Below are 22,479 nucleotides of genomic sequence, written 5' to 3'. Positions count from 1 at the left end.
GGTTTGCTACTCCTGGCTAGGGGCGGCGCAGATTACCCGGGCTCCGCGCGCCTGAATGTGCTCGCGAGCCTCGAGAGGCAGGCGATCATCAGTGATAAGGGTATGGACGCTACTCCAGGGCAGCTCGAGGTTTGGAATGCGACGGCCAAGCTTGTCAGCTTCAGCCAGTACTATCACCTCACGCGCGACCTCGGCCATCACTCGGCTCAGGCCCAGCAGTTCATTGAACGTGGTGGTGCCTCGCTCCAGGTCCAGGCCGTCGGCGCCAATGAACAACTGGTCGAAGTCGTAGGAACGCAGCACCTGCTCGGCCACTTGTCCCTGAAAGGATTCGGAATTCGGGTCCCAGGTACCTCCGGTCATCAGCAGCACAGGTTCAGGCTCAAGCTCGCGCAGAGCCGTTGCCACCTGCAATGAGTTGGTCATCACTACCAGACCAGGCTGGCGGCCCAGATGTGGGATCATGGCAGCCGTGGTACTGCCGCTATCGATGATGATTCGCGCATGCTCCTTGATTCGTCCTACGGCTGCCTTGGCAATAGCTTGCTTATGAACCGAAACTTTCTGGCTCGGATCGACAATCAATTCCTGCGGCACCGGCACTGCGCCGCCATAGCGACGCAACAGCAGCCCGTTGCTCTCCAAGGCTGCCAAGTCCTTGCGGACCGTGACTTCCGATGTTTGGAAATGCCGCGCGAGCGCCTCCACGGTGACCTCGCCTTGCTCATTGAGCAAGGCAAGGATGGCATGGCGGCGTTGAGGCGTATTGCGTTTCGTCATCGCGCTCTTGATCTTTCGATTCGAAAGTTAATGCGCGCATTCAAAACTTTTAGGCCTGGGCTGTCAAGCCCAACTTGGCTGTTAGGTCGTTTTCTTGCGAGGGCGGGTCCAGCCTTCCACATTGCGCTGTCGTGCCCGCGCTACGGCCAGTTGTTCAGCAGGCACGTCGGTGGTGATGGTGGAACCAGCCGCCGTAGTGGCGCCGTCCCCAATTGAAACGGGAGCAACCAACGCATTATTGGAACCGATGAATACATCCTCGCCCAGGGTGGTGCGGCTCTTGTTGGCGCCGTCGTAGTTGCAAGTGATGGTACCTGCGCCTATGTTGGTACGCGCACCTATGCTGGCATCCCCCAGGTAGCTCAAATGCCCGGCCTTGGCCCCAGGCCCCATATGAGCGTTCTTGAGTTCGACGAAGTTACCCACATGCGCCCTTGCTTCCAGTACGGTACCAGGACGCAACCGCGCGAAGGGCCCCGCGTCAGCGGCCTCCCCCACTACCACGCCTTCGAGGTGGGTAAACGGCTTGATGACGGCTCCTTGCCTGAGAGTCGAATCACGTATTACCACGTTGGCGCCTATCTGGACGCTGTCCTCGATGACAACTCGCCCTTCCAGTACCACGTTGACGTCGATCACCACATCGCGGCCGGTTGTCACCTCTCCGCGGATATCGAGGCGAGCTGGATCACGCAGGGTCACTCCGGCGGTCATCAGTCTTTCGGCTTCGCGACGCTGGTAATAGCGCTCGAGCTCCGCCAACTGTCGCCGGTCATTGGCGCCCTGTACTTCCATCGGCTCCTGTGCTGTTTGAGTAGCCACGGTAAGCCCATCCGCCACCGCCATGGCAATGATGTCGGTCAGGTAGTATTCGCCTTGTGCGTTCTGGTTGGACAACCGTCCCATCCACCCAGCCAGGCGGGCGGTGGGCATGGCCACAATGCCGGTATTGCCTTCGGTAATACGCCGTTGCGCTTCGCTGGCGTCCTTGTGTTCAACGATACCTGTCACCTTTCCATTACCGTCGCGGGTAATCCGCCCGTAGCCGGTAGGGTCTGCAAGCTCGACAGTCAACAGTGCTACCTGATCTTCATTGACCAAGGTCAGAAGTGCCTGCAGGGTAGCCGGCTGGATAAGCGGTACATCACCATACAGGATGAGCGTAATTGTGGAGTCCAAGCCAGGCTGAGCCTGTGCCACCGCATGGCCTGTACCCAGCTGTTGCGCCTGAATCACGAACTGGATGTCTTCGGCGGCGAACGCTTGCTGCACCTGTTCGGCACCATGGCCAATCACAACGTGGATGCCGCTCGGCTTGAGTTGGCGGGCGCTGTGGATAACATGCCCCAGCATTGAGCGGCCGGCGACCGGGTGCAGGACCTTGGGCAGCGCGGAGCGCATGCGTGTGCCCTGGCCTGCGGCGAGGATAACGATATCGAGAGACATGGAAGGCCTGACAGCAGAAAAAGAAAAAGGGTAGCCGAGGCTACCCTTTTACTCAATCGCGCAGGAGGACCGAGAAGTTATCCACCGTACTTCTTGCGGATCTGCTGCACGGTACGCAGTTGGGCGGCGGCTTCGGCTAGACGCGCTGCGGCAGCGCTGTAGTCGAAGTCCGAGCCCTTTTCGTTCAGCGCCTGCTCGGCCGCTTTCACGGCCGCCTGGGCGGAGGCTTCATCGAGGTCGGCGGCGCGCTGCACGGTATCGGCCAAGACCTTTACCACGTTCGGCTGCACTTCGAGGAAACCACCCGAGATGTAGAACACCTCGGCTTCGCCACCTTGCTTGATCAAGCGGATCGGACCTGGCTTCAGGTCCGTCAGCAATGGCGCGTGGCCTGGAGCGATACCGAGATCACCCAGGTTACCGTGCGCGATCACCATCTCTACCAGGCCGGAGAAGATCTCCCCTTCCGCGCTGACGATATCGCAATGGACAGTCATAGCCATCTACTTGCCTCAACCTGAAAGCGCCCGTCGCCGGGCGCCGGGATTACAGTTTCTTGGCCTTCTCGATCGCTTCTTCGATGCTGCCGACCATGTAGAACGCCTGTTCTGGCAGGTGGTCGTAGTCACCGTTGAGGATGCCTTTGAAGCCCGCGATGGTGTCTTTCAGGGAAACGTATTTGCCTGGAGCACCGGTGAAGACTTCGGCCACGAAGAACGGCTGGGACAGGAAGCGCTGGATTTTCCGCGCGCGGGACACCAGCTGCTTGTCGCTTTCCGACAGCTCGTCCATACCGAGGATGGCGATGATGTCTTTCAGCTCCTTGTAACGCTGCAGCACATACTGCACGCCACGAGCGGTATCGTAGTGCTCCTGGCCGATCACCAGTGGGTCCAGCTGGCGAGAGGTGGAATCCAGCGGGTCCACCGCGGGGTAGATACCCAGCGAAGCGATGTCACGGGACAGTACCACGGTCGCATCCAGGTGGGCGAAGGTGGTAGCCGGCGACGGGTCGGTCAAGTCGTCCGCAGGCACGTATACGGCCTGGATCGAGGTGATCGAACCCTGCTTGGTGGAGGTGATGCGCTCTTGCAGAACGCCCATCTCTTCGGCCAGGGTCGGCTGGTAACCTACCGCGGAAGGCATACGGCCCAGCAGTGCGGATACTTCGGTACCGGCCAGGGTGTAACGATAGATGTTGTCGACGAACAGCAGTACGTCGTTACCTTCGTCACGGAATTTCTCGGCCATGGTCAGGCCGGTCAGGGCAACGCGCAGGCGGTTTCCTGGTGGCTCGTTCATCTGGCCATAGACCAGCGCTACCTTGTCCAGAACGTTGGAGTCTTTCATCTCGTGGTAGAAGTCGTTCCCTTCACGGGTACGCTCGCCCACACCGGCGAACACGGAGTAACCGCTGTGCTCGATGGCGATGTTACGGATGAGTTCCATCATGTTCACGGTCTTGCCCACGCCGGCGCCGCCGAACAGGCCGACCTTGCCGCCCTTGGCGAACGGGCACACCAGGTCGATTACCTTGATGCCGGTTTCGAGCAGTTCGTTGCCGCCAGCCTGATCAGCGAACGATGGAGCCGCGCGGTGGATGGTCCAGCGCTCTTCTTCACCGATGGGGCCGGCTTCGTCGATGGGATTGCCCAGCACGTCCATGATACGGCCCAGGGTAGCCTTACCCACGGGTACCGCGATGGCCGCGTTGGTGTCGATCACGTCCAGGCCACGCTTGAGGCCTTCGGTCGAACCCATCGCAATGGTACGCACCACGCCGTCGCCCAGCTGCTGCTGGACTTCCAGGGTGGTTTCAGCGCCTTGAACCTTCAGGGCGTTGTAGATGCTCGGCACGCTGTCACGTGGGAATTCCACGTCGATCACGGCGCCGATGATTTGAACGATACGTCCGCTACTCATAGCTGGATCCTCTGAATATTTGAACCGTTAAACCGCGGCAGCGCCGCCGACGATTTCCGAGATCTCTTGGGTGATCGCAGCCTGACGCGCCTTGTTGTAGACCAGCTGCAATTCGCTGATCAGGTCACCGGCGTTGTCGGTGGCGTTCTTCATGGCGATCATCCGCGCCGCTTGCTCAGAAGCGTTGTTCTCTACTACCGCCTGGTAAACCTGCGACTCCACGTAACGCACCATCAAGCCGTCCAGCAGCTCCTTGGCGTCGGGTTCGTACAGGTAGTCCCAGTGGTGCTTGAGCGCTTGATCCGGGGTTGCAACCAACGGTACCAACTGCTCTACCACGGGCTTTTGCACCATGGTGTTGACGAACTTGTTGGACGCTACGCACAGACGGTCGATACGGCCTTCGAGGTAGGCATCCAGCATCACCTTGACGCTGCCGATCAAGTCGTTGATCGACGGTTCTTCGCCCAGGTGGCTGATGGCGGCGACGACGTTGCCACCGAAGCTACGGAAGAACGAAGCGCCCTTGCTGCCGACCACGCAGAGGTCGATTTCCACACCATTGGCGCGGTTGGCAGCCATGTCCTTGACCAGAGCCTTGAACAGGTTGGTGTTCAAGCCGCCACACAGACCACGGTCGCTGCTCACCACTACATAACCGACGCGCTTGACGGCGCGCTCGACCATGAAGGGATGACGGTATTCAGGATTGGCGTTGGCCAGATGCCCGATTACCTGGCGGATGTGGTCCGCGTAGGGACGGCTCGCAGCCATGCGCAGTTGTGCCTTGCGCATCTTGCTGACCGCCACTTTTTCCATGGCGCTGGTAATTTTTTGCGTGCTTTTGATGCTCGCAATCTTGCCGCGAATCTCTTTTGCGCCTGCCATGTCTCACCTATCAGGTTAGCAAGCGGGGGCCGAAGCCCCCGCTGCGGCTTACCAGGTCTGGGTGGCCTTGAACTTCTCGATACCCGCCTTGATACCGGCGTCGATCTCGTCGTTGAAGTCGCCCTTCACGTTGATCTTCGCCATCAGGTCGGCGTGATCGCGGTTGAAGTAAGCAATCAGCGCCTGCTCGAAGCTTCCGATCTTGTCGATTTCGACGTCGGTCAGGAAGCCACGCTCGGCCGCGTACAGCGACAGGGACATCTCGGCGATGGACATTGGCGCGTATTGCTTCTGCTTCATCAGCTCGGTAACGCGCTGACCATGCTCCAGCTGCTTGCGGGTCGCTTCGTCCAGGTCGGAAGCGAACTGCGCGAACGCAGCCAGTTCACGGTACTGGGCCAGCGCGGTACGGATACCACCGGACAGCTTCTTGATGATCTTCGTCTGAGCGGCGCCACCTACGCGGGATACCGACACACCGGCGTTGACCGCCGGACGGATGCCCGAGTTGAACATGCCCGATTCCAGGAAGATCTGACCGTCGGTGATGGAAATCACGTTGGTCGGTACGAACGCCGAAACGTCACCGGCCTGGGTCTCGATCAGCGGCAGCGCGGTCAAGGAACCGGTCTTGCCGGTGACAGCACCGTTGGTGAACTTCTCTACGTATTCCTCGGACACGCGGGAAGCGCGCTCCAGCAGGCGGGAGTGGAGATAGAACACGTCGCCTGGGTACGCTTCGCGTCCTGGCGGACGGCGCAGCAGCAGGGAGATCTGGCGGTAGGCCACGGCCTGCTTGGACAGGTCATCGTACACGATCAGCGCGTCTTCACCGCGGTCGCGGAAGTACTCGCCCATGGTGCAGCCCGAGTACGGCGCCAGGTATTGCAGGGCTGCCGATTCGGACGCCGAGGCGGCGACGATGATGGTGTTGGCCAGCGCGCCGTGCTCTTCGAGCTTGCGGACGATGTTGGCGATGGTGGACTGCTTCTGGCCGATAGCCACATACACACAGAAGACACCGCTGTTCTTCTGGTTGATGATGGCGTCGATGGCCATGGCGGTCTTGCCGATCTGGCGGTCACCGATGATCAGCTCACGCTGGCCACGGCCTACCGGGATCATGGCGTCGACAGCCTTGTAGCCAGTCTGCAGAGGCTGGTCTACCGATTTACGCCAGATTACGCCAGGCGCGACTTTCTCGACCGCGTCGGTTTCGGTGTGGCCCAGTGGGCCCTTGCCGTCTACCGGGTTGCCCAGCGCGTCCACGACGCGACCGAGCAGGGCCTTGCCCACCGGCACTTCGAGGATGCGGCCGGTGCACTTGGCGCTCATGCCTTCGGCCAGGGTGTTGTAGGCACCCAGCACGACGGCACCGACGGAGTCCTGCTCCAGGTTCAGCGCCATACCGAAGACGCCACCTGGGAACTCGATCATTTCGCCGTACATGACGTCGGTCAGACCGTGGATCCGCACGATACCGTCAGAAACGCTGACGACGGTACCTTCGTTGCGGGCCTGAGAGGTAACATCGAGTTGTTCGATGCGCCCCTTGATGATTTCGCTAATTTCGGAAGGATTGAGTTGCTGCATTGCTCTGCTGCCCCTTCAAACTCAAGATTTCAGTGCTTCGGCCAGTTGCGCGATCTTCCCGCGCACCGAGCCATCGATTACCAGGTCACCGGCGCGGATGACGACACCACCGATCAGGCTGGCATCCTCCGCAACGTGCAGTCGCACTTCCCGGCCGAGCCGTGCACTGAGAACCTTGGCGAGTTTGTCTTGCTGTTCTTGGTTCAATGCGAAGGCACTGGTGACTTCCGCATCCACGGATCTTTCCTGTTCGGCCTTGTACAGGTCGAACAGCGCCGAGATCTCCGGCAATAGCTGGAGACGCTCGTTTTCCGCGGCCACGTGAATGAAATTACGTGCCTGTGCATCAAACTTGTCACCGCACACCTGAATAAAGGCGGCGGCCTTTTCTGCGCTCGTCAGTCGCGGGGCCTTGAGCAGTCGCTGCATGGTGTCGTCTTGCGACACCGCTGCAGCCAGGCCGAGCATGGCTGACCAATTGGCCAGTTGCTGGTGGGCCTGCGCATGCTCGAAGGCCGCCTTAGCGTAAGGTCGGGCCAACGTGGTCAGTTCTGCCATGATCGCCCTCGCTTAAATTTCAGCAGCCAGTTTGTTTACCAGCTCTGCGTGCGCGTTCTGATCAACGGAAGACCCGAGGATCTTCTCGGCGCCAGTGACAGCCAGCAGGCCCACTTGGGCACGCAGCGCGTCCTTGGCACTGTTGAGTTCCTGCTCGATCTCAGCCGAAGCCTGCGCCTTCACGCGCTCAGCCTCGAGACGAGCCTGTTCACGGGCTTCGTCAACGATCTGGGCACTGCGCTTCTTGGCCTGCTCGATGATCTCGGCTGCCTGGGCCTTGGCTTCGCGCAGTTGTTGACCCGCTTTGTCTTGGGCCAATTCCAGGTCGCGAGCAGCACGGCTGGCAGCATCCAGGCCATCAGCGATCTTCTTCTGGCGTTCCTGCAGAGCCGCGATGACCGGAGGCCATACGCACTTCATGCAGAACCACACGAAAATGAAGAACGCAACGGACTGGCCTATCAGGGTTGCATTAATGTTCACGCCAACACCTCGCTCGTTCTTTGTACATCACACCCACTCACTCGGGAGTGAGTGATCAGCCAGCGATTTGACCAACGAAGGGGTTCGCGAAGGTGAAGAACAGAGCGATACCAACACCGATCATGGTGACGGCGTCGAGCAGACCAGCGACGATGAACATCTTGACTTGCAGCATGGGAACCATTTCCGGCTGGCGAGCAGCACCTTCCAGGAACTTGCCGCCCAGCAGGCCGAAGCCGATAGCGGTACCCAGTGCGCCCAGGCCGATCAGCAGAGCAACAGCGATAGCGGTCAGACCAACTACAGTTTCCATCTTTCCTCCCGACTTTTACGTCGTATTGGTTAGGTTTTCTTAGGTTTAAAGCGGTAAAGCAAGTTTTCACAGAGCCGTCACGGCACAGGCGCCGGGTTGCGGCTCTCTTCCCCAATGGCCGCTAGGCCACCGGGAAAGACTAAGACGCGCCAGACGAGCCTTAATGGTTATCTTCGTGTGCCATCGACAGGTAGACGATGGTAAGCATCATGAAGATGAAAGCCTGCAGCGTGATGATCAGGATGTGGAACACTGCCCACGCCCATTGCAGCGCAACCCCCAGGCCACTGAGCCAGAGCAGGCCGCTGCCGAACATCACGGCGATCAGGATGAACACCAGCTCGCCGGCGTACATGTTGCCGAACAGCCGGAGCGCCAGGGAGATCGGTTTGGCGATCAGGGTCACGAACTCGAGCAGGAAGTTGACCGGGATGAGCAGGATCTGCACGGCCATGTTCTTGCTGCTGAAGGGGTGCAGGGTCAGCTCGCCGATGAAACCGCCAAGGCCCTTGACCTTGATGCTATAGAAAATGATCAGCGCGAAGACCGAGAACGCCATGCCCAGCGTAGCGTTCGGGTCCGTGGTGGACACGGCGCGGAACGGGATCTCATGGTCGCCGGTCAGCTTGGCGGCGATCTGTGGAATCCAGTCCACGGGGATCAGGTCGATGGCGTTCATCAGGAACACCCAGGCGAAGATGGTCAGCGCCAGGGGAGCGATGACCGCGCTGCGACCATGGAAGCTGTCCTTCACGCTGCCGTCGACGAACTCGACGAGCACTTCGACGAAGTTCTGCAGACGGCCTGGCTGGCCGGACGTCGCCTTGCGCGCCGCCAGGCGGAACAGCAGGACAAAGATCAGGCCCAGGGCAACGGACCAGCCGAGGGTGTCGACGTGGAAAGCCCAGAAGCCCATGGCCTTGGCTTCCGCGGCGCTGTGGGCGAAGCCCCAGCTACCGTCAGCGAGCTTGCCGAAGGTCAGGTTCTGAAGGTGGTGCTGTATATAGCCCGAAGCGGTTTCTGCTGCCATGGTTGCCTCAAACGCCCTAAGGTCTCGAAAATCTTGTTCTCATGAGCAAGGGTGCGAACCAATTGACCACCTGGGTCAAGAAGAACACGCCGAACAGCGCCAGCGGCGCCAGTGGCTTCACCCCTACGAACGCCAGTGCGAACAGCACTGCCGTCAAAATCAGTTTGCCCGCCTCGCCGGCATAGAAAGACCGGACGATGGCTTGTGCCGCTCGGGCGCCGCTGAAGCGGAACGCCTTCATGGCGAAATAAACATTTGGCAACCAGCCAATCAGGCCCCCACACAAGCCTGAATACCCGCTGGTCGGACCCTGCCACTGCCAGAGCACCAGGGCAGCGACCAGAAGCGTGATCAATTGCGCAACGAGGACGGGGAAAACCACCCAACGATGGAAGGGCAAGCGGTTTGGCGTGCGGGTTTCCATCAACATGACTCCTCGGTGTCGGCCTGCCGTACATCGACGACTTGGCATAGAATGTGCCGACAAAATGCGCGCAGAGTATAGGGGCGGTTCAGCCCCTGTTCAACTGCCGGCGAGGCTTTTCCGACTGTTCACCCCAAACTCAATTGTTTCAGCGAATGTGGGCGAGGACGCCTTGCAGTTCATCTAGGGAGTTGTACCGGATCACCAGTTGCCCCTTGCCCTTCTGACCATGGCGTATCTGCACCGCAGAGCCCAGCCGCTCTGCCAGGCGCTGTTCCAGACGGGCAATGTCCGGGTCCATGCGGGAAGGCTCCTGGGGCGCCTGCGGAGCGCTCAGCCATTGGCGTACCAGCGCCTCGGTCTGGCGCACGGTCAGCCCACGTGCGACAACATGTCGCGCCCCCTCGAGCTGTCGCGACTCCGGTAAGCCCAGAAGCGCCCGAGCGTGGCCCATTTCCAGATCCCCATGCGCGAGCATGGTCTTGATGCCTTCCGGCAGGGTGATCAGTCGCATCAGGTTGGTTACCGTGGCACGAGACTTACCCACAGCCTCCGCTACCTGCTGTTGCGTCAGCTGGAATTCCTGTTGCAGTCGCTGCAATGCGATCGCTTCTTCCAACGGATTCAGGTCTTCGCGCTGGATGTTCTCGATCAAGGCCATGGCAATGGCGGCTTCGTCCGGCACTTCACGGACCATGGCGGGAATACGCTCCAGTCCGGCCTGCTGGCTGGCGCGCCAGCGTCGCTCGCCCGCGATGATCTCGTAACGTTCGTTACCGATCGGGCGCACCACGATCGGTTGCATGAGGCCCTGGCTGCGGATGGACTGTGCCAGCTCTTCCAGGGCCTGGGGATCCATGTCACGCCGCGGCTGATACTTGCCTCGCTGGATGACGTCCAGAGGCAGGTGCTGCAATTCCTTTGGGTCGACTTTTTCAGCCTGCGCTTCCAGCGCGGACGCCGTCGGCCCGCTCAGCAGTGCATCGAGGCCTCGGCCAAGCCCTCGTTTCTTCACAGCCATTGCTATTCCTTAAACCGCGGCAGCGGTACGAGCCTTTCGGCGTTGACGGCGAACCATTTCATTGGCCAGTTCCAGATACGCCAGCGCACCCCTGGACTGCTTGTCATACGCCAAAGCTGGCATGCCGAAGCTCGGGGCTTCAGCGAGGCGGATGTTGCGTGGGATTACGGTATCGTACAGCTGTTCACCGAAGTGGGCCTTGAGCTGCGCCGACACGTCGTTGATCAGGCTCAGCCTAGGGTCGTACATGGTGCGCAGGAGGCCTTCGATCTTCAGTTGTGGATTGATCGCGGCACCGATTCGCTTGATGTTGTCCACAAGGTCGCTGAGCCCTTCGAGTGCGAAGTACTCGCACTGCATGGGGATGATCACGCCGTCGGCTGCCACCAGGGCGTTGAGGGTCAGCATCGAAAGCGACGGCGGACAGTCGATCAGGATGAAATCGTAGTTTTCCCGGATAGGCGCCAGAGCATTGCGCAGGCGGCTTTCCTTCATCTGCATTTCAAGCAGGTTAACCTCGGCCGCGGTCAGGTCCCGGTTCGCCGGAAGCAACTGATAACCGCCGTGTTCTGAAAATTGCATGGCTTCGCCGAGGTCGCACTCACCGATGAGCAGGTCGTACACCGAACGCTCCAGCGCATGTTTATCCACACCGCTGCCCATGGTGGCGTTGCCCTGCGGATCGAGGTCGATCAGGAGCACTCGCCGTTTGGTGGCAACCAGTGAAGCCGCGAGGTTGATACAGGTCGTGGTTTTGCCGACCCCACCCTTCTGGTTCGCGATCGCGAATACCTTAGCCATTGTCGCTCGTGTTCCCCGTCATGCCTTGCGGCGCAGTATCAGTAAATGCCTTTGGCCCTGGCAACCAGGCACGGCCAGAGCATGCGCGCTATCCACTTCAAAGTCAGCAGGCAATGCTACCAGTTCTTCCGTCGGGTGCAGCCCTTTCATGGCCAGCCAGTGGCTGGCGGGATCGCCCAGATGGCGGGTCCAGTTGGCGAAGTCCTCCAGGCTACTGAAGGCCCGGGAAACGATCCCTTCATACGGCTGTGCCGGCTGATGAGCTTCGACCCGGCTGTGGACAACTTCCAGGTTCGGCAGTTTGAGTTCAAGCTTGACCTGGGTCTGGAAGCGCGTTTTCTTGCCATTACTGTCGAGCGTGGTGATACGTTTTTCCGGAAACATGATAGCCAGGGGGATGCCTGGCATGCCTCCTCCGCTACCTACATCCAGCCAACGTTGAGCCTGACCGATGTAGGGAACAACGCTCAAGCTGTCGAGCAGATGACGAGAGACCATTTCGTCCGGGTCGCGAACAGCGGTGAGGTTGTAGGCTTTGTTCCATTTGATCAACAGGGCCAGGTAGGCCAGCAGCTGTTCCTCTTGCTTTCCCGTCAATGCCAGGCCAAGGGCCTGGGCACCTGTGGACAACTCGTGACGCTGGTGGTCCGTGATGGTAACGCTCAAGCGCTGTGCTCCATTTCCCGCGCGGCGCCGCGCTTTTTCAGGTGAATCATCAACAGAGAGATGGCTGCTGGGGTCACGCCAGGTATGCGAGAAGCCTGGCCGAGGGTTTCCGGCCTGGCTTGGCTGAGCTTGGCCTGGATCTCCTTCGATAGGCCGGAGATGCCGGGATAATCGATATCCACAGGCAACTTGATATTCTCGCTGGCCCTGAGACGTGCGATCTCCTCTTGTTGACGCTCGATGTAACCAGCGTACTTCACCTTGATCTCTACCTGTTCAGCCACCTGTGGATCGATTTCAGGCGCGCCGGTCAATGCGGTAAGCCCGGCATAATCGATTTCAGGCCTGCTCAACAGGCTAAGCAGGTTGTACTCATGAGCCAGAGGGGTGCCGTAATGCTCGGCCACCGCCTGACCGGCGACCGTACCGGGCCGTACCCAGGTGGATTTGAGGCGCTGCTCCTCCCGCTCGATGGCTTCGCGCTTGGTACAGAACGCTGCCCAACGGGCATCGTCAACCAGACCCAGCCGGCGACCGGTTTCGGTAAGCCGCAGGTCAGCGTTGTCCTCTCGCAGAATCAACCGATATTCAGCCCGGGACGTGAACATCCGATAGGGTTCCTGGGTGCCCAGTGTGATCAGGTCATCCACAAGCACGCCGATGTAGGCTTCATCACGGCGCGGACACCACGTGTCCTGTCCTTTGGCTTTCAATGCGGCATTGGTGCCTGCGAGCAAGCCTTGCGCGCCTGCCTCTTCGTAACCGGTAGTGCCATTGATCTGGCCCGCGAAGAACAGGCCGGCGATCGCTTTGGTTTCCAGGCTGTACTTCAGGTCCCGCGGGTCGAAGTAGTCATATTCGATGGCATAGCCCGGACGCATGATATGGGCGTTTTCCATCCCGCGGATGGACCGTACGATCTGCAGCTGTACATCGAAGGGCAGCGAGGTGGAAATTCCGTTGGGGTAAAGCTCGTGGGTGGTCAGGCCTTCCGGCTCGATGAACACCTGGTGGCTGTCCTTGTCGGCGAAGCGGTGGATCTTATCCTCGATCGAAGGGCAATAACGCGGCCCTACTCCTTCGATCACACCCGAGTACATGGGCGAACGATCAAGGTTCGCGGCAATGATCTCATGGGTGCGCGCGTTGGTATGGGTGATCCAGCAACTGACCTGGCGCGGATGCATCTGTGCAGTGCCCATGAAGGACATCACTGGAATAGGCGTATCCCCAGGCTGCTCGGTCATGACCGAGAAATCCACAGACTTGCCATCGATGCGCGGAGGCGTGCCGGTCTTGAGACGACCGATACGAAGCGGCAGTTCACGCAGGCGCTTGGCCAAGGCAATGGATGGCGGATCTCCCGCCCGCCCGCCTGAATAACTGTCCAGTCCGATGTGGATAAGACCACCCAGGAAGGTACCGGCAGTCAATACCACTGAGTCGGCCAGGAAACGAAGGCCCATTTGAGTCACCACGCCCCGTACTTCATCCGCTTCGACGATGAGGTCATCACAGGCCTGCTGGAATATCCACAGGTTGGGCTGGTTCTCAAGGATATCGCGCACCGCGGCCTTGTATAACACCCGATCCGCTTGGGCGCGGGTAGCACGCACCGCGGGGCCCTTGCGGTTATTCAAGACCCGGAACTGTATACCGCCTTTGTCCGTGGCCAGTGCCATGGCGCCGCCGAGCGCATCGATTTCCTTGACCAGATGGCTTTTGCCGATGCCGCCAATGGCCGGATTGCAGCTCATCTGGCCAAGGGTTTCCACGTTGTGCGTGAGCAACAGGGTTTTCGCGCCCATACGCGCCGAAGCCAGTGCCGCTTCGGTACCTGCATGGCCTCCGCCGATGACGATCACTTCAAAACGGGAAGGGAAATCCACCACGCACCTCGTGCCTGTTCATATGGGTAATTGGGATAGCTGCGCAGTATAGGGAATTTGGCCTGTGGAAAGAAACCGCCTGTGCAAAAAATAGCCAGGTGTAGACAGACGGTGCCAACAGAAACATAAAAGAAGAGAAATTTATAAAAGCTTTATTTTTATGTTTATTCTTAGGCAGCCAGGTATCTGTGCATAAGCTATTCAAGCCCAGTAAATACAAGGCCTGCAAGGATGTGGAAAACTGTCGATAGGTAGGCTTGGGCGCTTTTGATAAGCTCGAATAAGTTGTGGATAGATTGAGCTTTATCCACACGAGCTTTTCAAGAACAGCTTTTGCCAGTGGTTATCAATAGAGCTTTTGCCCACTTATGCACAGGGCTCATTTTCAGGCGAGCAAAAAAAACCGGCCTTGTGGCCGGCTCTTTGGCAGCGCTGGATCATTTGCCGATACAGAAGCTTGTGAATATCCGACCAAGCAGGTCATCGGAAGTAAAGGCGCCGGTGATTTCGCCCAGGGCGTGCTGAGCCAAGCGCAAGTCTTCGGCCAGAAGCTCGCCAGCGGCAGCCTGCACCAGTTGAGACCGTCCATGGTCGAGATAGCGTTGCGCCTGACGCAACGCATCCAAGTGGCGTCTGCGAGCGCTGAAATGCCCCTCGGCGGTATGTTCGTAGCCCATGATGGTCTTGAGGTGGCTACGCAGCAGCTTCAACCCATGATGGTTGTCCAGCGCGCTCAAGGTCAGCGTGGCCTCGCCACTGGCGGCTACGTCCAGGCCTGTAGGCTCGCCGGAGAGGTCCGCCTTGTTACGCACGACGGTAATTTTGCTCCGAGGCGGCTCTCCATCCATGAATTCTTGCCAGAGGCCATGTGGGTCTGCGGCTTCAGGGCTATGAGAATCCACCACCAGCAGGATGCGATCGGCCGATTCGATGGCCTGCACTGCCCTTTCTACGCCAATGCGTTCAACGATATCCCCAGTGTTTCGGAGCCCCGCGGTATCGATAACGTGCAGTGGCATGCCATCGATGTGGATATGTTCCTTGAGCACATCCCGGGTGGTACCGGCGACATCTGTGACAATAGCCGCCTCGCGCCCGGCGAGCAGGTTCAGTAGACTGGATTTGCCAGCGTTGGGACGCCCGGCGATCACTAGAGTCATTCCTTCGCGAATGAGCGCGCCCTGGCCGGCTTCGCGTTGTACTTCGTTCAGGTCAGCACGCAGCGCATCCAAACGGGATAACACCAGCCCGTCACCCAGGAAGTCGATTTCCTCCTCGGGAAAGTCGATGGCCGCTTCCACATAGATTCGCAGTTGAACCAACCCTTCGGTCAATGCCTCGACCCGCTTGGAGAACGCGCCCTGGAGCGAGCGAACCGCATTGCGCGCTGCTTGCTCGGAGCTGGCCTCGATCAGGTCAGCGATGGCTTCGGCCTGGGCCAGGTCGAGCTTGTCGTTGAGAAAGGCGCGCTCACTGAACTCACCTGGGCGAGCAAGACGGCATCCAAGCGCCACGCAGCGGCGTAAAAGCATGTCGAGCACCACTGGCCCTCCATGGCCATGCAGTTCCAGGACATCTTCGCCGGTGAACGAATTAGGACCTGGGAAGAACAATGCCAAGCCTTCGTCCAGGTGCGTGCCATCCTCATCGTGGAAGGGCCCGTGATGCGCATATCGAGGCTGTAGCTCGCGGTGGGTGATGGCATTGGCCAGCTGCCGTGCCGTTGGCCCGGACACGCGTACGATTCCTACGCCTCCCCGTCCTTGGGCAGTGGCGATAGCGGCAATGGTGTCTTTGGAAAGGTTCATGAGTTATCCACTGTCCAGTAATGCAAACGCCCCTATGAAGGGGCGTCGGCAAAGCAAGTGTAGCGGGTCAGTTCGCCGCGCTGGCGTTGGCGCGCTCAATGTTCCGGGTAATGAACCACTGCTGCAGGATCGACAACGTGTTGTTGGTGATCCAGTAGAGCACGAGGCCGGCCGGGAACCAGAGGAAGAAGAAGGTGAAGACGATCGGCATCAACTTCATGACCTTGGCCTGCATTGGATCAGGCGGAGCCGGGTTCAGGCGCTGCTGAATGAACATGGTGGCGCCCATGATGATCGGCAGGATGAAGAACGGGTCCTTGATGGACAGGTCCGTGATCCAGAACATCCAGGGTGCCTGGCGCATTTCCACGCTTTCGAGCAGTACCCAGTAAAGGGCCAGGAAGACTGGCATCTGCACCACGATGGGCAAGCAACCACCCAGCGGGTTGATCTTCTCTTTCTTGTAAAGCTCCATCATCGCCTGGGACATCTTCTGGCGATCGTCGCCGAATTGTTCCTTCAGAGCAGCTAGACGAGGCGCTACCGCGCGCATGCGAGCCATGGACTTGTAGCTGGCGGCCGATAGCGGGAAGAACAGCAGCTTGATCAGGACTGTCAGGCAGATGATCGACCAGCCCCAGTTACCCAGCAGGCTGTGGATATGTTTCAACAGCCAGAAGATAGGCTGAGCGATGAACCAGAGGAAGCCGTAGTCCACGGTCAGTTCCAGGCCCGGAGACAAAGCCTTCAGTTTGTCCTGGACCTTGGGACCCGCATACAACGTGGCGCCGGTTTCAGCTTTGCCGCCCGGTGCGACCGTCATGGTGGGCCCGGTGAAACCAACGATGTAGTTACCTTGGCTGTCCTTGCGGGTCATGACATTGTTACTGTCATCCTTGGCAGGAACCCATGCTGTCACGAAGTAATGCTGGAGCCAGGCGACCCAACCACCCTGCACGGTCTCCTTGAACTGGCCCTTGTCGACGTCCTTCATGGCCACCTTCTTGTAGGGCTCTGAAGGTGTCCACAAGGCGGCGCCCAGGTAGGTCGCGGTACCGGTTGCCGTGCTGGACGAAGGATCGGAACTGGCGTCGCGCTTGAGCTGAGCGAACAGGTTACCCACCCAGGCCTGGTTGCTCTGGTTGTCGATCAGGTAGCTGACCTTCAGGTCATACTCGCCCCGCTGGAAACTGAAGCGCTTGATGTAATTGACCCCGCCCTGGCTATAGGAAAGGTCGACCACCAGCTCGTTCTGCCCATCAGCCAGTTGATAACTCGGCTTTGACGTACTGTACACAGGACGGCCGGCAGGTTGCACATCTGGACCATTGGCGCCGGTCAGGCCACTTTGAGCCAGGTAAACGCGCTCACCGCCGTTATCGAACAACTGGAATGGAATTTCCGGATGGTCTTGACGCCGAGGATATTTTGGCAGCGTCAGCTGAACGATGTCTCCGCCCTTTGGATCGATGGCCAGGTCGAGCACATCCGTACGGACGCGGACAAGTTCCTGGGTAGCGGGAGCGCTCGGGGTCATGGTCGCTACCGCGGGTGCAGCGGTGTCAGGCACATCCGAAGTAGTGGCATTGTTGCCAGGCGCTTGCGGCAGATCCGAAGGGATAGTTCCCTGGGTCGCGACGCTCTGGGTTGGCAATGCAGCCTGCCCGTAATCCTGGTTCCACTTCAGGACCAGAACGTAGGCCACGACCGCCAGGGCACCCATCAGGATCGTACGTTTTATATCCATGATTACTCGGCTATCGAATTATTACGAAGGGTGGACACGGGCGGGACGGGATCGAAACCGCCTGCATTCCAGGGATGGCAACGCCCAATCCGGCGGAGGGTCAGCCAGCTTCCACGCCAGACGCCGTGTTGGCTGATGGCTTCGTGGGCATAGCAGGAACAAGTGGGATAGAAACGGCAGTGGCTGGCCATCAGGGGGCTAATGGCATAGCGGTAAAACTGGATCGGAAGGAGGACCAGTTTACGCATCTTGGCTTTGCTGTTCCTTGGTGTCGGGCTGGACTGCTGGTCTCGTCTTTGCCAGACGCTTCCAGAGCTTGGCGAAATGCTGGTGCAACTCGGGGTTGTCGACATCACCCAGCCCCTTTCGGGCCACGATGACTATGTCCCAACCAGCCAATGCAGCCTGGTTGTGGCGAAAGGATTCGCGAATCACGCGTTTGATGCGGTTGCGCTGCACCGACAACTTGACACTTTTCTTGCCGATCACCAGCCCGAGGCGTGGATGATCGAGCTGGTTATCCCTGGCAAGGATCAGAAGACTCTTCCCCGGAACCTTGCCGGTCGGGGAGTCAAAGACTGCCTTGAATTGCTTCGGAACGAGCAGTCGCTTGTCCCGGCTGAAGTCCTGACTCACCTACCTGTGCCGGCAAATCAGACAGCCAGACGCTTACGGCCCTTGGCGCGACGACGCGACAGGACGGCGCGGCCGTTCTTGGTAGCCATGCGAGCACGGAAACCGTGGGTGCGAGCGCGCTTGATGGTGCTGGGTTGGAAAGTACGTTTCATGGAAGGTTACCTGGTTGGTCGGCTGGGCCCCAATGGCCCGGTTTTCAAGAGACCGGCGATTCTAGTGAAAGCCTGGGCTTAGGTCAATTTCCGACCAACCTTTCCTTACCTATAGCCGACATCCGGAGCACAGGAGGCCATGGCCACATCACAAATAAAAAAGAAGCGTATAAAAAGCTTTCTTGAAGAACTTATAAAGCTTGAGGAAGCCATCTCTTGTGGATAACCTGGCATGGGCCAGTAATTACGGGCTCCTGAGGCTTTTGAAAAGTTGTCCACAAGCTTGGCGCTTCCTGTTCTTCATGTGGATAAAAGCTGTGCATAAATTCGTCATTTTTCCACAGGGCACTTATCCACAAGGCTTAAGGGTCATCTGTGCACTGTGCTCCTTGTAAGTTTTCCACAAGGCTTATGGCGCCGGTTCCAATACGATGAATTGGTGACTTATCCCCTATGAACAGGGGCGTGCTAGCACCGCCTGCCGGTCCGATGTGGATAACTCCCGCTCCGATGGGTACAATGCTCAACGATCATTTGCCCTCTGGGCTCATCAATTTCTGGGGATTCCTGTGTCAGTGGAAATCTGGCAGCAGTGCGTGGAAATGCTCCGCGAGGAACTGCCTGCTCAACTGTTCAATACCTGGATACGCCCGCTTCAGGCCGAAGCGGAAGGCGACGAGCTGCGCATCTACGCTCCGAACCGTTTTGTTCTTGACTGGGTGAACGAAAAATACCTGGGCCGGCTTCTCGAACTCATGGGGGAACGGTTGGACGGGGCAGTTCCAGCGATTTCACTGCTCATTGGTAGCCGTCGTAGCTCTGCGCCCCGGGCTGCGCCCAGCGCACCCTTGCCTGCCGCTGCTTCCCAGGTTGTGTTGCCTTCTCAGGTGCCTGCTTCGGCCACGCTGTCGCCCGCTGCGCCTATCCCTGCTGTCGAGGCGTCTGAACCCGAGCCTTCTCGTGACAGCTTCGATGCCATGTCTGCCCCTGTCTCGGCACGTGGAGAGGCCCGCACCGTTCAAGTCGAGGGAGCGCTCAAGCACACCAGTTATTTGAACCGGACCTTTACTTTCGAAAATTTCGTCGAAGGCAAGTCCAACCAGCTGGCTCGTGCCGCTGCCTGGCAGGTCGCCGATAATCCCAAGCATGGGTATAACCCGCTCTTCCTTTATGGGGGTGTAGGCCTGGGTAAAACGCACCTCATGCATGCGGTGGGCAATCATCTGCTCAAAAAGAATCCGAACGCGAAGGTGGTGTACCTGCATTCGGAGCGTTTCGTGGCGGATATGGTCAAGGCTCTCCAACTCAACGCAATCAACGAGTTCAAGCGTTTCTACCGCTCCGTGGACGCACTGCTGATCGACGACATCCAGTTCTTTGCCCGGAAGGAGCGGTCGCAGGAGGAGTTTTTCCACACCTTCAATGCCTTGCTCGAAGGCGGGCAGCAGGTGATTCTGACCAGCGACAGGTATCCAAAGGAAATCGAGGGCCTGGAAGAACGTTTGAAGTCTCGTTTCGGATGGGGCCTGACCGTGGCCGTGGAGCCTCCGGAACTCGAGACCCGTGTGGCGATCCTGATGAAAAAGGCCGACCAGGCCAAGGTTGAGCTACCTCACGATGCGGCTTTTTTCATTGCCCAACGCATTCGATCCAATGTGCGTGAGCTGGAAGGAGCGCTCAAGCGGGTGATCGCTCATGCTCATTTCATGGGCCGTGACATCACTATCGAACTTATCCGCGAGTCGCTCAAGGACCTTCTGGCGCTGCAGGACAAGCTGGTCAGCGTGGATAACATCCAGCGCACTGTGGCCGAGTACTACAAGATCAAGATCTCTGATCTGCTTTCCAAGCGTCGTTCGCGGTCTGTAGCGCGGCCGCGTCAGGTTGCCATGGCGTTGTCCAAGGAACTGACGAATCACAGCTTGCCGGAAATTGGTGACGTATTTGGCGGACGGGACCATACGACTGTTCTTCATGCCTGTCGAAAGATCAATGAACTCAAAGAAACCGACGCGGATATCCGCGAGGATTACAAGAATCTGCTACGCACACTAACCACCTGATGCGTGTAGCCGCCATGTCAAAGGCCAGGAACTGACGCCATGCATTTTTCCATTCAACGTGAGGCTTTGCTCAAGCCCTTGCAACTGGTGGCCGGGGTTGTGGAACGCCGCCAAACGCTGCCTGTATTGTCCAATGTCCTGCTCGTCGTCCAGGGGCAGCAGCTGTCTCTGACCGGTACCGACCTGGAAGTAGAATTGGTCGGCCGCGTGCAGCTCGAAGAAGGCGCGGAACCCGGTGAAATCACTGTCCCGGCCCGCAAGCTCATGGATATCTGCAAGAGCTTGCCCAACGACGCGCTGATCGATATCCGCCTCGACGAGCAGAAGCTGCTGGTCAAGGCGGGTCGTAGCCGCTTCACGCTCTCTACCCTCCCAGCCAATGATTTTCCTACTGTTGAAGAAGGCCCAGGTTCGCTCACTTGTACCCTTGAACAGGGCAAGCTTCGTCGTCTTATCGAGCGTACCGGCTTTGCCATGGCCCAGCAGGATGTTCGCTATTACCTCAACGGCATGCTGCTGGAGGTATCTACCGGGCTTATCCGCGCCGTGGCTACCGATGGTCATCGTCTGGCCATGTGCTCGATCAGTGCCGACCTAGGTCAGGCAGACAAGCACCAGGTGATCGTCCCTCGTAAGGGTATCCTCGAGATGGCTCGCCTGCTCACGGACCAGGACGGAACTGTAAGTATCGTCCTGGGCGCTCACCACATCCGCGCTACCACCGGTGAGTTTACCTTCACCTCCAAGCTGGTCGATGGCAAGTTCCCGGACTACGAGCGTGTCTTGCCCAAAGGCGGTGACAAGCTGGTGCTCGGTGATCGGCAGGCTCTGAAGGAAGCCTTCAGCCGTACTGCTATTCTGTCCAATGAAAAGTATCGCGGCATCAGGTTGCAGTTGGCCAATGGGCAGTTGAAGATCCAGGCCAACAACCCTGAGCAGGAAGAGGCTGAGGAAGAAATCGGTGTTGACTATAACGGCGCCAACCTTGAGATCGGATTCAACGTCAGCTACCTGCTGGACGTCCTTGGCGTGATGACCACTGAGCAAGTCCGTCTGGTCTTATCTGACTCCAATAGCAGTGCCCTCCTGCAAGAAGCTGATAATGACGATTCCTCGTATGTTGTCATGCCAATGCGGCTCTGAGCCGACTGAATGTCACTTACTCGCTTGACGATCACCGGGGTGCGCAATCTGCACCCGGTGACTTTCTACCCCTCCTCTCGCATCAACCTCCTGTACGGTGCCAACGGCAGCGGCAAGACCAGTGTCCTGGAAGCTATTCATCTTCTGGCGCTGGCACGGTCTTTCAGAAGCCTGCGGTTGCAGCCGGTCATTCATTACGAGCAACCGAGCTGCACGGTCTTTGGACAGGTTGCATTCGAGCATGAGCGGGTTTGCAACCTGGGCGTGGAGCGTCAACGCGACGGTGATTTCACCATTCGTATTGATGGCGAGAACGCTCGGAGCACTGCCCAGCTGGCGGAAGTGATGCCCGTCCAACTTATCAATCCAGACAGTTTCAAGCTTCTGGAGGGTTCTCCCAAGGTCCGTAGACAGTTCCTCGATTGGGGTGTGTTCCACGTGGAACAAAGATTTCTTGGAACTTGGCAGCGCCTGCAGAAGGCGCTGAAGCAGCGTAACTCGTGGCTGCGGCATGGTACACTGGACTCCGTTTCCCAAGCCGCATGGGACCGCGAGTTATGCCTGGCAAGCGCTCAAATCGATGATTTCAGGCGCAATTATATTCAGTCACTCAAGCCGGTATTCGAGCGTACTCTTGCGGTGCTGGTGGATCTTCCAGGGCTCGTCCTCAGTTATTACCGGGGCTGGGATAAAGATCGGGAACTAGGTGAGGTACTGGCAGGTTCTCTGGCACGAGATAGACAGCTAGGTCATACCCACTCAGGCCCTCAACGTGCCGATCTCAGGCTCCGACTCGGTGGCCATAATGCAGCAGACATTCTTTCCCGTGGCCAGCAGAAGCTCGTCGTATGCGCGCTTAGAATTGCCCAGGGCCATTTATTAGGGCAAGCGAGGCGAAGCCAGTGCGTCTACCTTGTGGATGACCTGCCATCCGAACTCGACGAGAAGCATCGTAAAGCCCTGTGTGGGCTACTCGAAGAATTGAATTGTCAGGTGTTTATCACCTGCGTAGATCAAGAAGTGCTGAGCGATGATTGGAGTGAAGACACCCCACTCGCGTTGTTCCACGTGGAACATGGTCGTATCGCTCAGCTCGCGAAACATCAGGAGTGACC

Annotated in this window: 23 protein-coding genes; 3 read left to right on the top strand and 20 right to left on the bottom strand. The window is 58.7% G+C overall.

Annotated features, from left to right (window positions below):
* Positions 1-6: 6 nt before the first annotated feature.
* From ACP691_RS13190 to rpmH, 20 genes are all read right to left on the bottom strand, one after another.
* On the bottom strand, positions 7-780 hold the full coding sequence (locus tag ACP691_RS13190) for a DeoR/GlpR family DNA-binding transcription regulator (protein ID WP_426150902.1): 774 nt from the start codon (positions 778-780) through the stop codon (positions 7-9).
* Between the two features lie 81 nt (positions 781-861).
* Entirely contained in the window at positions 862-2,226 is a 1,365-nt protein-coding gene (glmU, locus tag ACP691_RS13185; protein ID WP_426150904.1) for a bifunctional UDP-N-acetylglucosamine diphosphorylase/glucosamine-1-phosphate N-acetyltransferase GlmU, read from the bottom strand.
* A gap of 77 nt (positions 2,227-2,303) precedes the next feature.
* The gene (locus ACP691_RS13180) at positions 2,304-2,729 is read right to left on the bottom strand and encodes a F0F1 ATP synthase subunit epsilon (protein ID WP_040260393.1); all 426 of its coding nucleotides are present in this window, start codon (positions 2,727-2,729) and stop codon (positions 2,304-2,306) included.
* A gap of 43 nt (positions 2,730-2,772) precedes the next feature.
* Positions 2,773-4,149: a F0F1 ATP synthase subunit beta gene (atpD, locus tag ACP691_RS13175; RefSeq protein WP_040260395.1), complete on the bottom strand. Its 1,377-nt coding sequence runs from the start codon at positions 4,147-4,149 to the stop codon at positions 2,773-2,775.
* Positions 4,150-4,176: 27 nt separating this feature from the next.
* Entirely contained in the window at positions 4,177-5,037 is an 861-nt protein-coding gene (gene atpG, locus ACP691_RS13170; protein WP_040260396.1) for a F0F1 ATP synthase subunit gamma, read from the bottom strand.
* Positions 5,038-5,085: 48 nt separating this feature from the next.
* Positions 5,086-6,630: a F0F1 ATP synthase subunit alpha gene (gene atpA / locus ACP691_RS13165; protein ID WP_040260397.1), complete on the bottom strand. Its 1,545-nt coding sequence runs from the start codon at positions 6,628-6,630 to the stop codon at positions 5,086-5,088.
* A 21-nt stretch (positions 6,631-6,651) separates the two neighbouring features.
* Complete coding sequence (locus ACP691_RS13160) at positions 6,652-7,188, bottom strand: F0F1 ATP synthase subunit delta (protein WP_426150907.1); 537 nt, start codon at positions 7,186-7,188, stop codon at positions 6,652-6,654.
* 12 nt (positions 7,189-7,200) lie between these two features.
* A complete protein-coding gene (locus ACP691_RS13155) occupies positions 7,201-7,671 on the bottom strand; it encodes a F0F1 ATP synthase subunit B (protein ID WP_426150909.1) in 471 nt (156 codons plus the stop codon).
* A 55-nt stretch (positions 7,672-7,726) separates the two neighbouring features.
* Positions 7,727-7,984 carry a F0F1 ATP synthase subunit C gene (gene atpE / locus ACP691_RS13150; protein WP_003097235.1) on the bottom strand — a complete coding sequence of 86 codons (258 nt, stop codon included), beginning with the start codon at positions 7,982-7,984 and terminating at the stop codon, positions 7,727-7,729.
* 160 nt (positions 7,985-8,144) lie between these two features.
* Positions 8,145-9,014, bottom strand: a complete 870-nt coding sequence (gene atpB, locus ACP691_RS13145; RefSeq protein ID WP_426150913.1) for a F0F1 ATP synthase subunit A — start codon at positions 9,012-9,014, stop codon at positions 8,145-8,147.
* A gap of 16 nt (positions 9,015-9,030) precedes the next feature.
* Positions 9,031-9,438 (bottom strand): F0F1 ATP synthase subunit I, encoded by a 408-nt coding sequence (locus tag ACP691_RS13140; RefSeq protein WP_426150915.1) that lies wholly within the window; start codon positions 9,436-9,438, stop codon positions 9,031-9,033.
* A 148-nt stretch (positions 9,439-9,586) separates the two neighbouring features.
* Positions 9,587-10,459 carry a ParB/RepB/Spo0J family partition protein gene (locus ACP691_RS13135; RefSeq protein WP_426150917.1) on the bottom strand — a complete coding sequence of 291 codons (873 nt, stop codon included), beginning with the start codon at positions 10,457-10,459 and terminating at the stop codon, positions 9,587-9,589.
* A 9-nt stretch (positions 10,460-10,468) separates the two neighbouring features.
* Entirely contained in the window at positions 10,469-11,260 is a 792-nt protein-coding gene (locus ACP691_RS13130) for a ParA family protein (protein ID WP_040260403.1), read from the bottom strand.
* 18 nt (positions 11,261-11,278) lie between these two features.
* A complete protein-coding gene (gene rsmG, locus ACP691_RS13125; RefSeq protein WP_426151127.1) occupies positions 11,279-11,914 on the bottom strand; it encodes a 16S rRNA (guanine(527)-N(7))-methyltransferase RsmG in 636 nt (211 codons plus the stop codon).
* An 8-nt stretch (positions 11,915-11,922) separates the two neighbouring features.
* Positions 11,923-13,815 carry a tRNA uridine-5-carboxymethylaminomethyl(34) synthesis enzyme MnmG gene (mnmG, locus tag ACP691_RS13120; protein ID WP_426150919.1) on the bottom strand — a complete coding sequence of 631 codons (1,893 nt, stop codon included), beginning with the start codon at positions 13,813-13,815 and terminating at the stop codon, positions 11,923-11,925.
* A 437-nt stretch (positions 13,816-14,252) separates the two neighbouring features.
* Entirely contained in the window at positions 14,253-15,623 is a 1,371-nt protein-coding gene (gene mnmE, locus ACP691_RS13115; protein WP_426150921.1) for a tRNA uridine-5-carboxymethylaminomethyl(34) synthesis GTPase MnmE, read from the bottom strand.
* A 67-nt stretch (positions 15,624-15,690) separates the two neighbouring features.
* Entirely contained in the window at positions 15,691-17,370 is a 1,680-nt protein-coding gene (gene yidC / locus ACP691_RS13110) for a membrane protein insertase YidC (RefSeq protein ID WP_426150923.1), read from the bottom strand.
* Positions 17,371-17,372: 2 nt separating this feature from the next.
* Positions 17,373-17,618 (bottom strand): membrane protein insertion efficiency factor YidD, encoded by a 246-nt coding sequence (gene yidD, locus ACP691_RS13105; protein WP_426150925.1) that lies wholly within the window; start codon positions 17,616-17,618, stop codon positions 17,373-17,375.
* Entirely contained in the window at positions 17,611-18,006 is a 396-nt protein-coding gene (gene rnpA / locus ACP691_RS13100) for a ribonuclease P protein component (RefSeq protein ID WP_426150927.1), read from the bottom strand. The genes yidD and rnpA overlap by 8 nt, the downstream gene beginning before the upstream one ends.
* A gap of 17 nt (positions 18,007-18,023) precedes the next feature.
* Complete coding sequence (gene rpmH, locus ACP691_RS13095) at positions 18,024-18,158, bottom strand: 50S ribosomal protein L34 (RefSeq protein ID WP_002551315.1); 135 nt, start codon at positions 18,156-18,158, stop codon at positions 18,024-18,026.
* Positions 18,159-18,727: 569 nt separating this feature from the next.
* On the opposite strand from rpmH, the gene dnaA reads away from it, so the two are divergent.
* The 3 genes from dnaA to recF are packed head-to-tail and all read left to right on the top strand — an operon-like array spanning position 18,728 to position 22,477.
* On the top strand, positions 18,728-20,221 hold the full coding sequence (gene dnaA / locus ACP691_RS13090; protein WP_426150930.1) for a chromosomal replication initiator protein DnaA: 1,494 nt from the start codon (positions 18,728-18,730) through the stop codon (positions 20,219-20,221).
* A 39-nt stretch (positions 20,222-20,260) separates the two neighbouring features.
* Entirely contained in the window at positions 20,261-21,364 is a 1,104-nt protein-coding gene (dnaN, locus tag ACP691_RS13085) for a DNA polymerase III subunit beta (protein WP_040260412.1), read from the top strand.
* 9 nt (positions 21,365-21,373) lie between these two features.
* Positions 21,374-22,477, top strand: coding sequence for a DNA replication/repair protein RecF (recF, locus tag ACP691_RS13080; protein ID WP_426150932.1), 1,104 nt, complete (start codon positions 21,374-21,376; stop codon positions 22,475-22,477).
* The last annotated feature ends 2 nt before the right edge of the window (positions 22,478-22,479 follow it).

The sequence above is a fragment of the Pseudomonas sp. DC3200b2 genome (genome assembly GCF_049895785.1).
Lineage (GTDB): Bacteria > Pseudomonadota > Gammaproteobacteria > Pseudomonadales > Pseudomonadaceae > Aquipseudomonas > Aquipseudomonas massiliensis.
The sequence above is the reverse complement of the archived record's forward strand: the minus strand, read 5'-3'. Positions and strand labels throughout refer to the sequence as shown.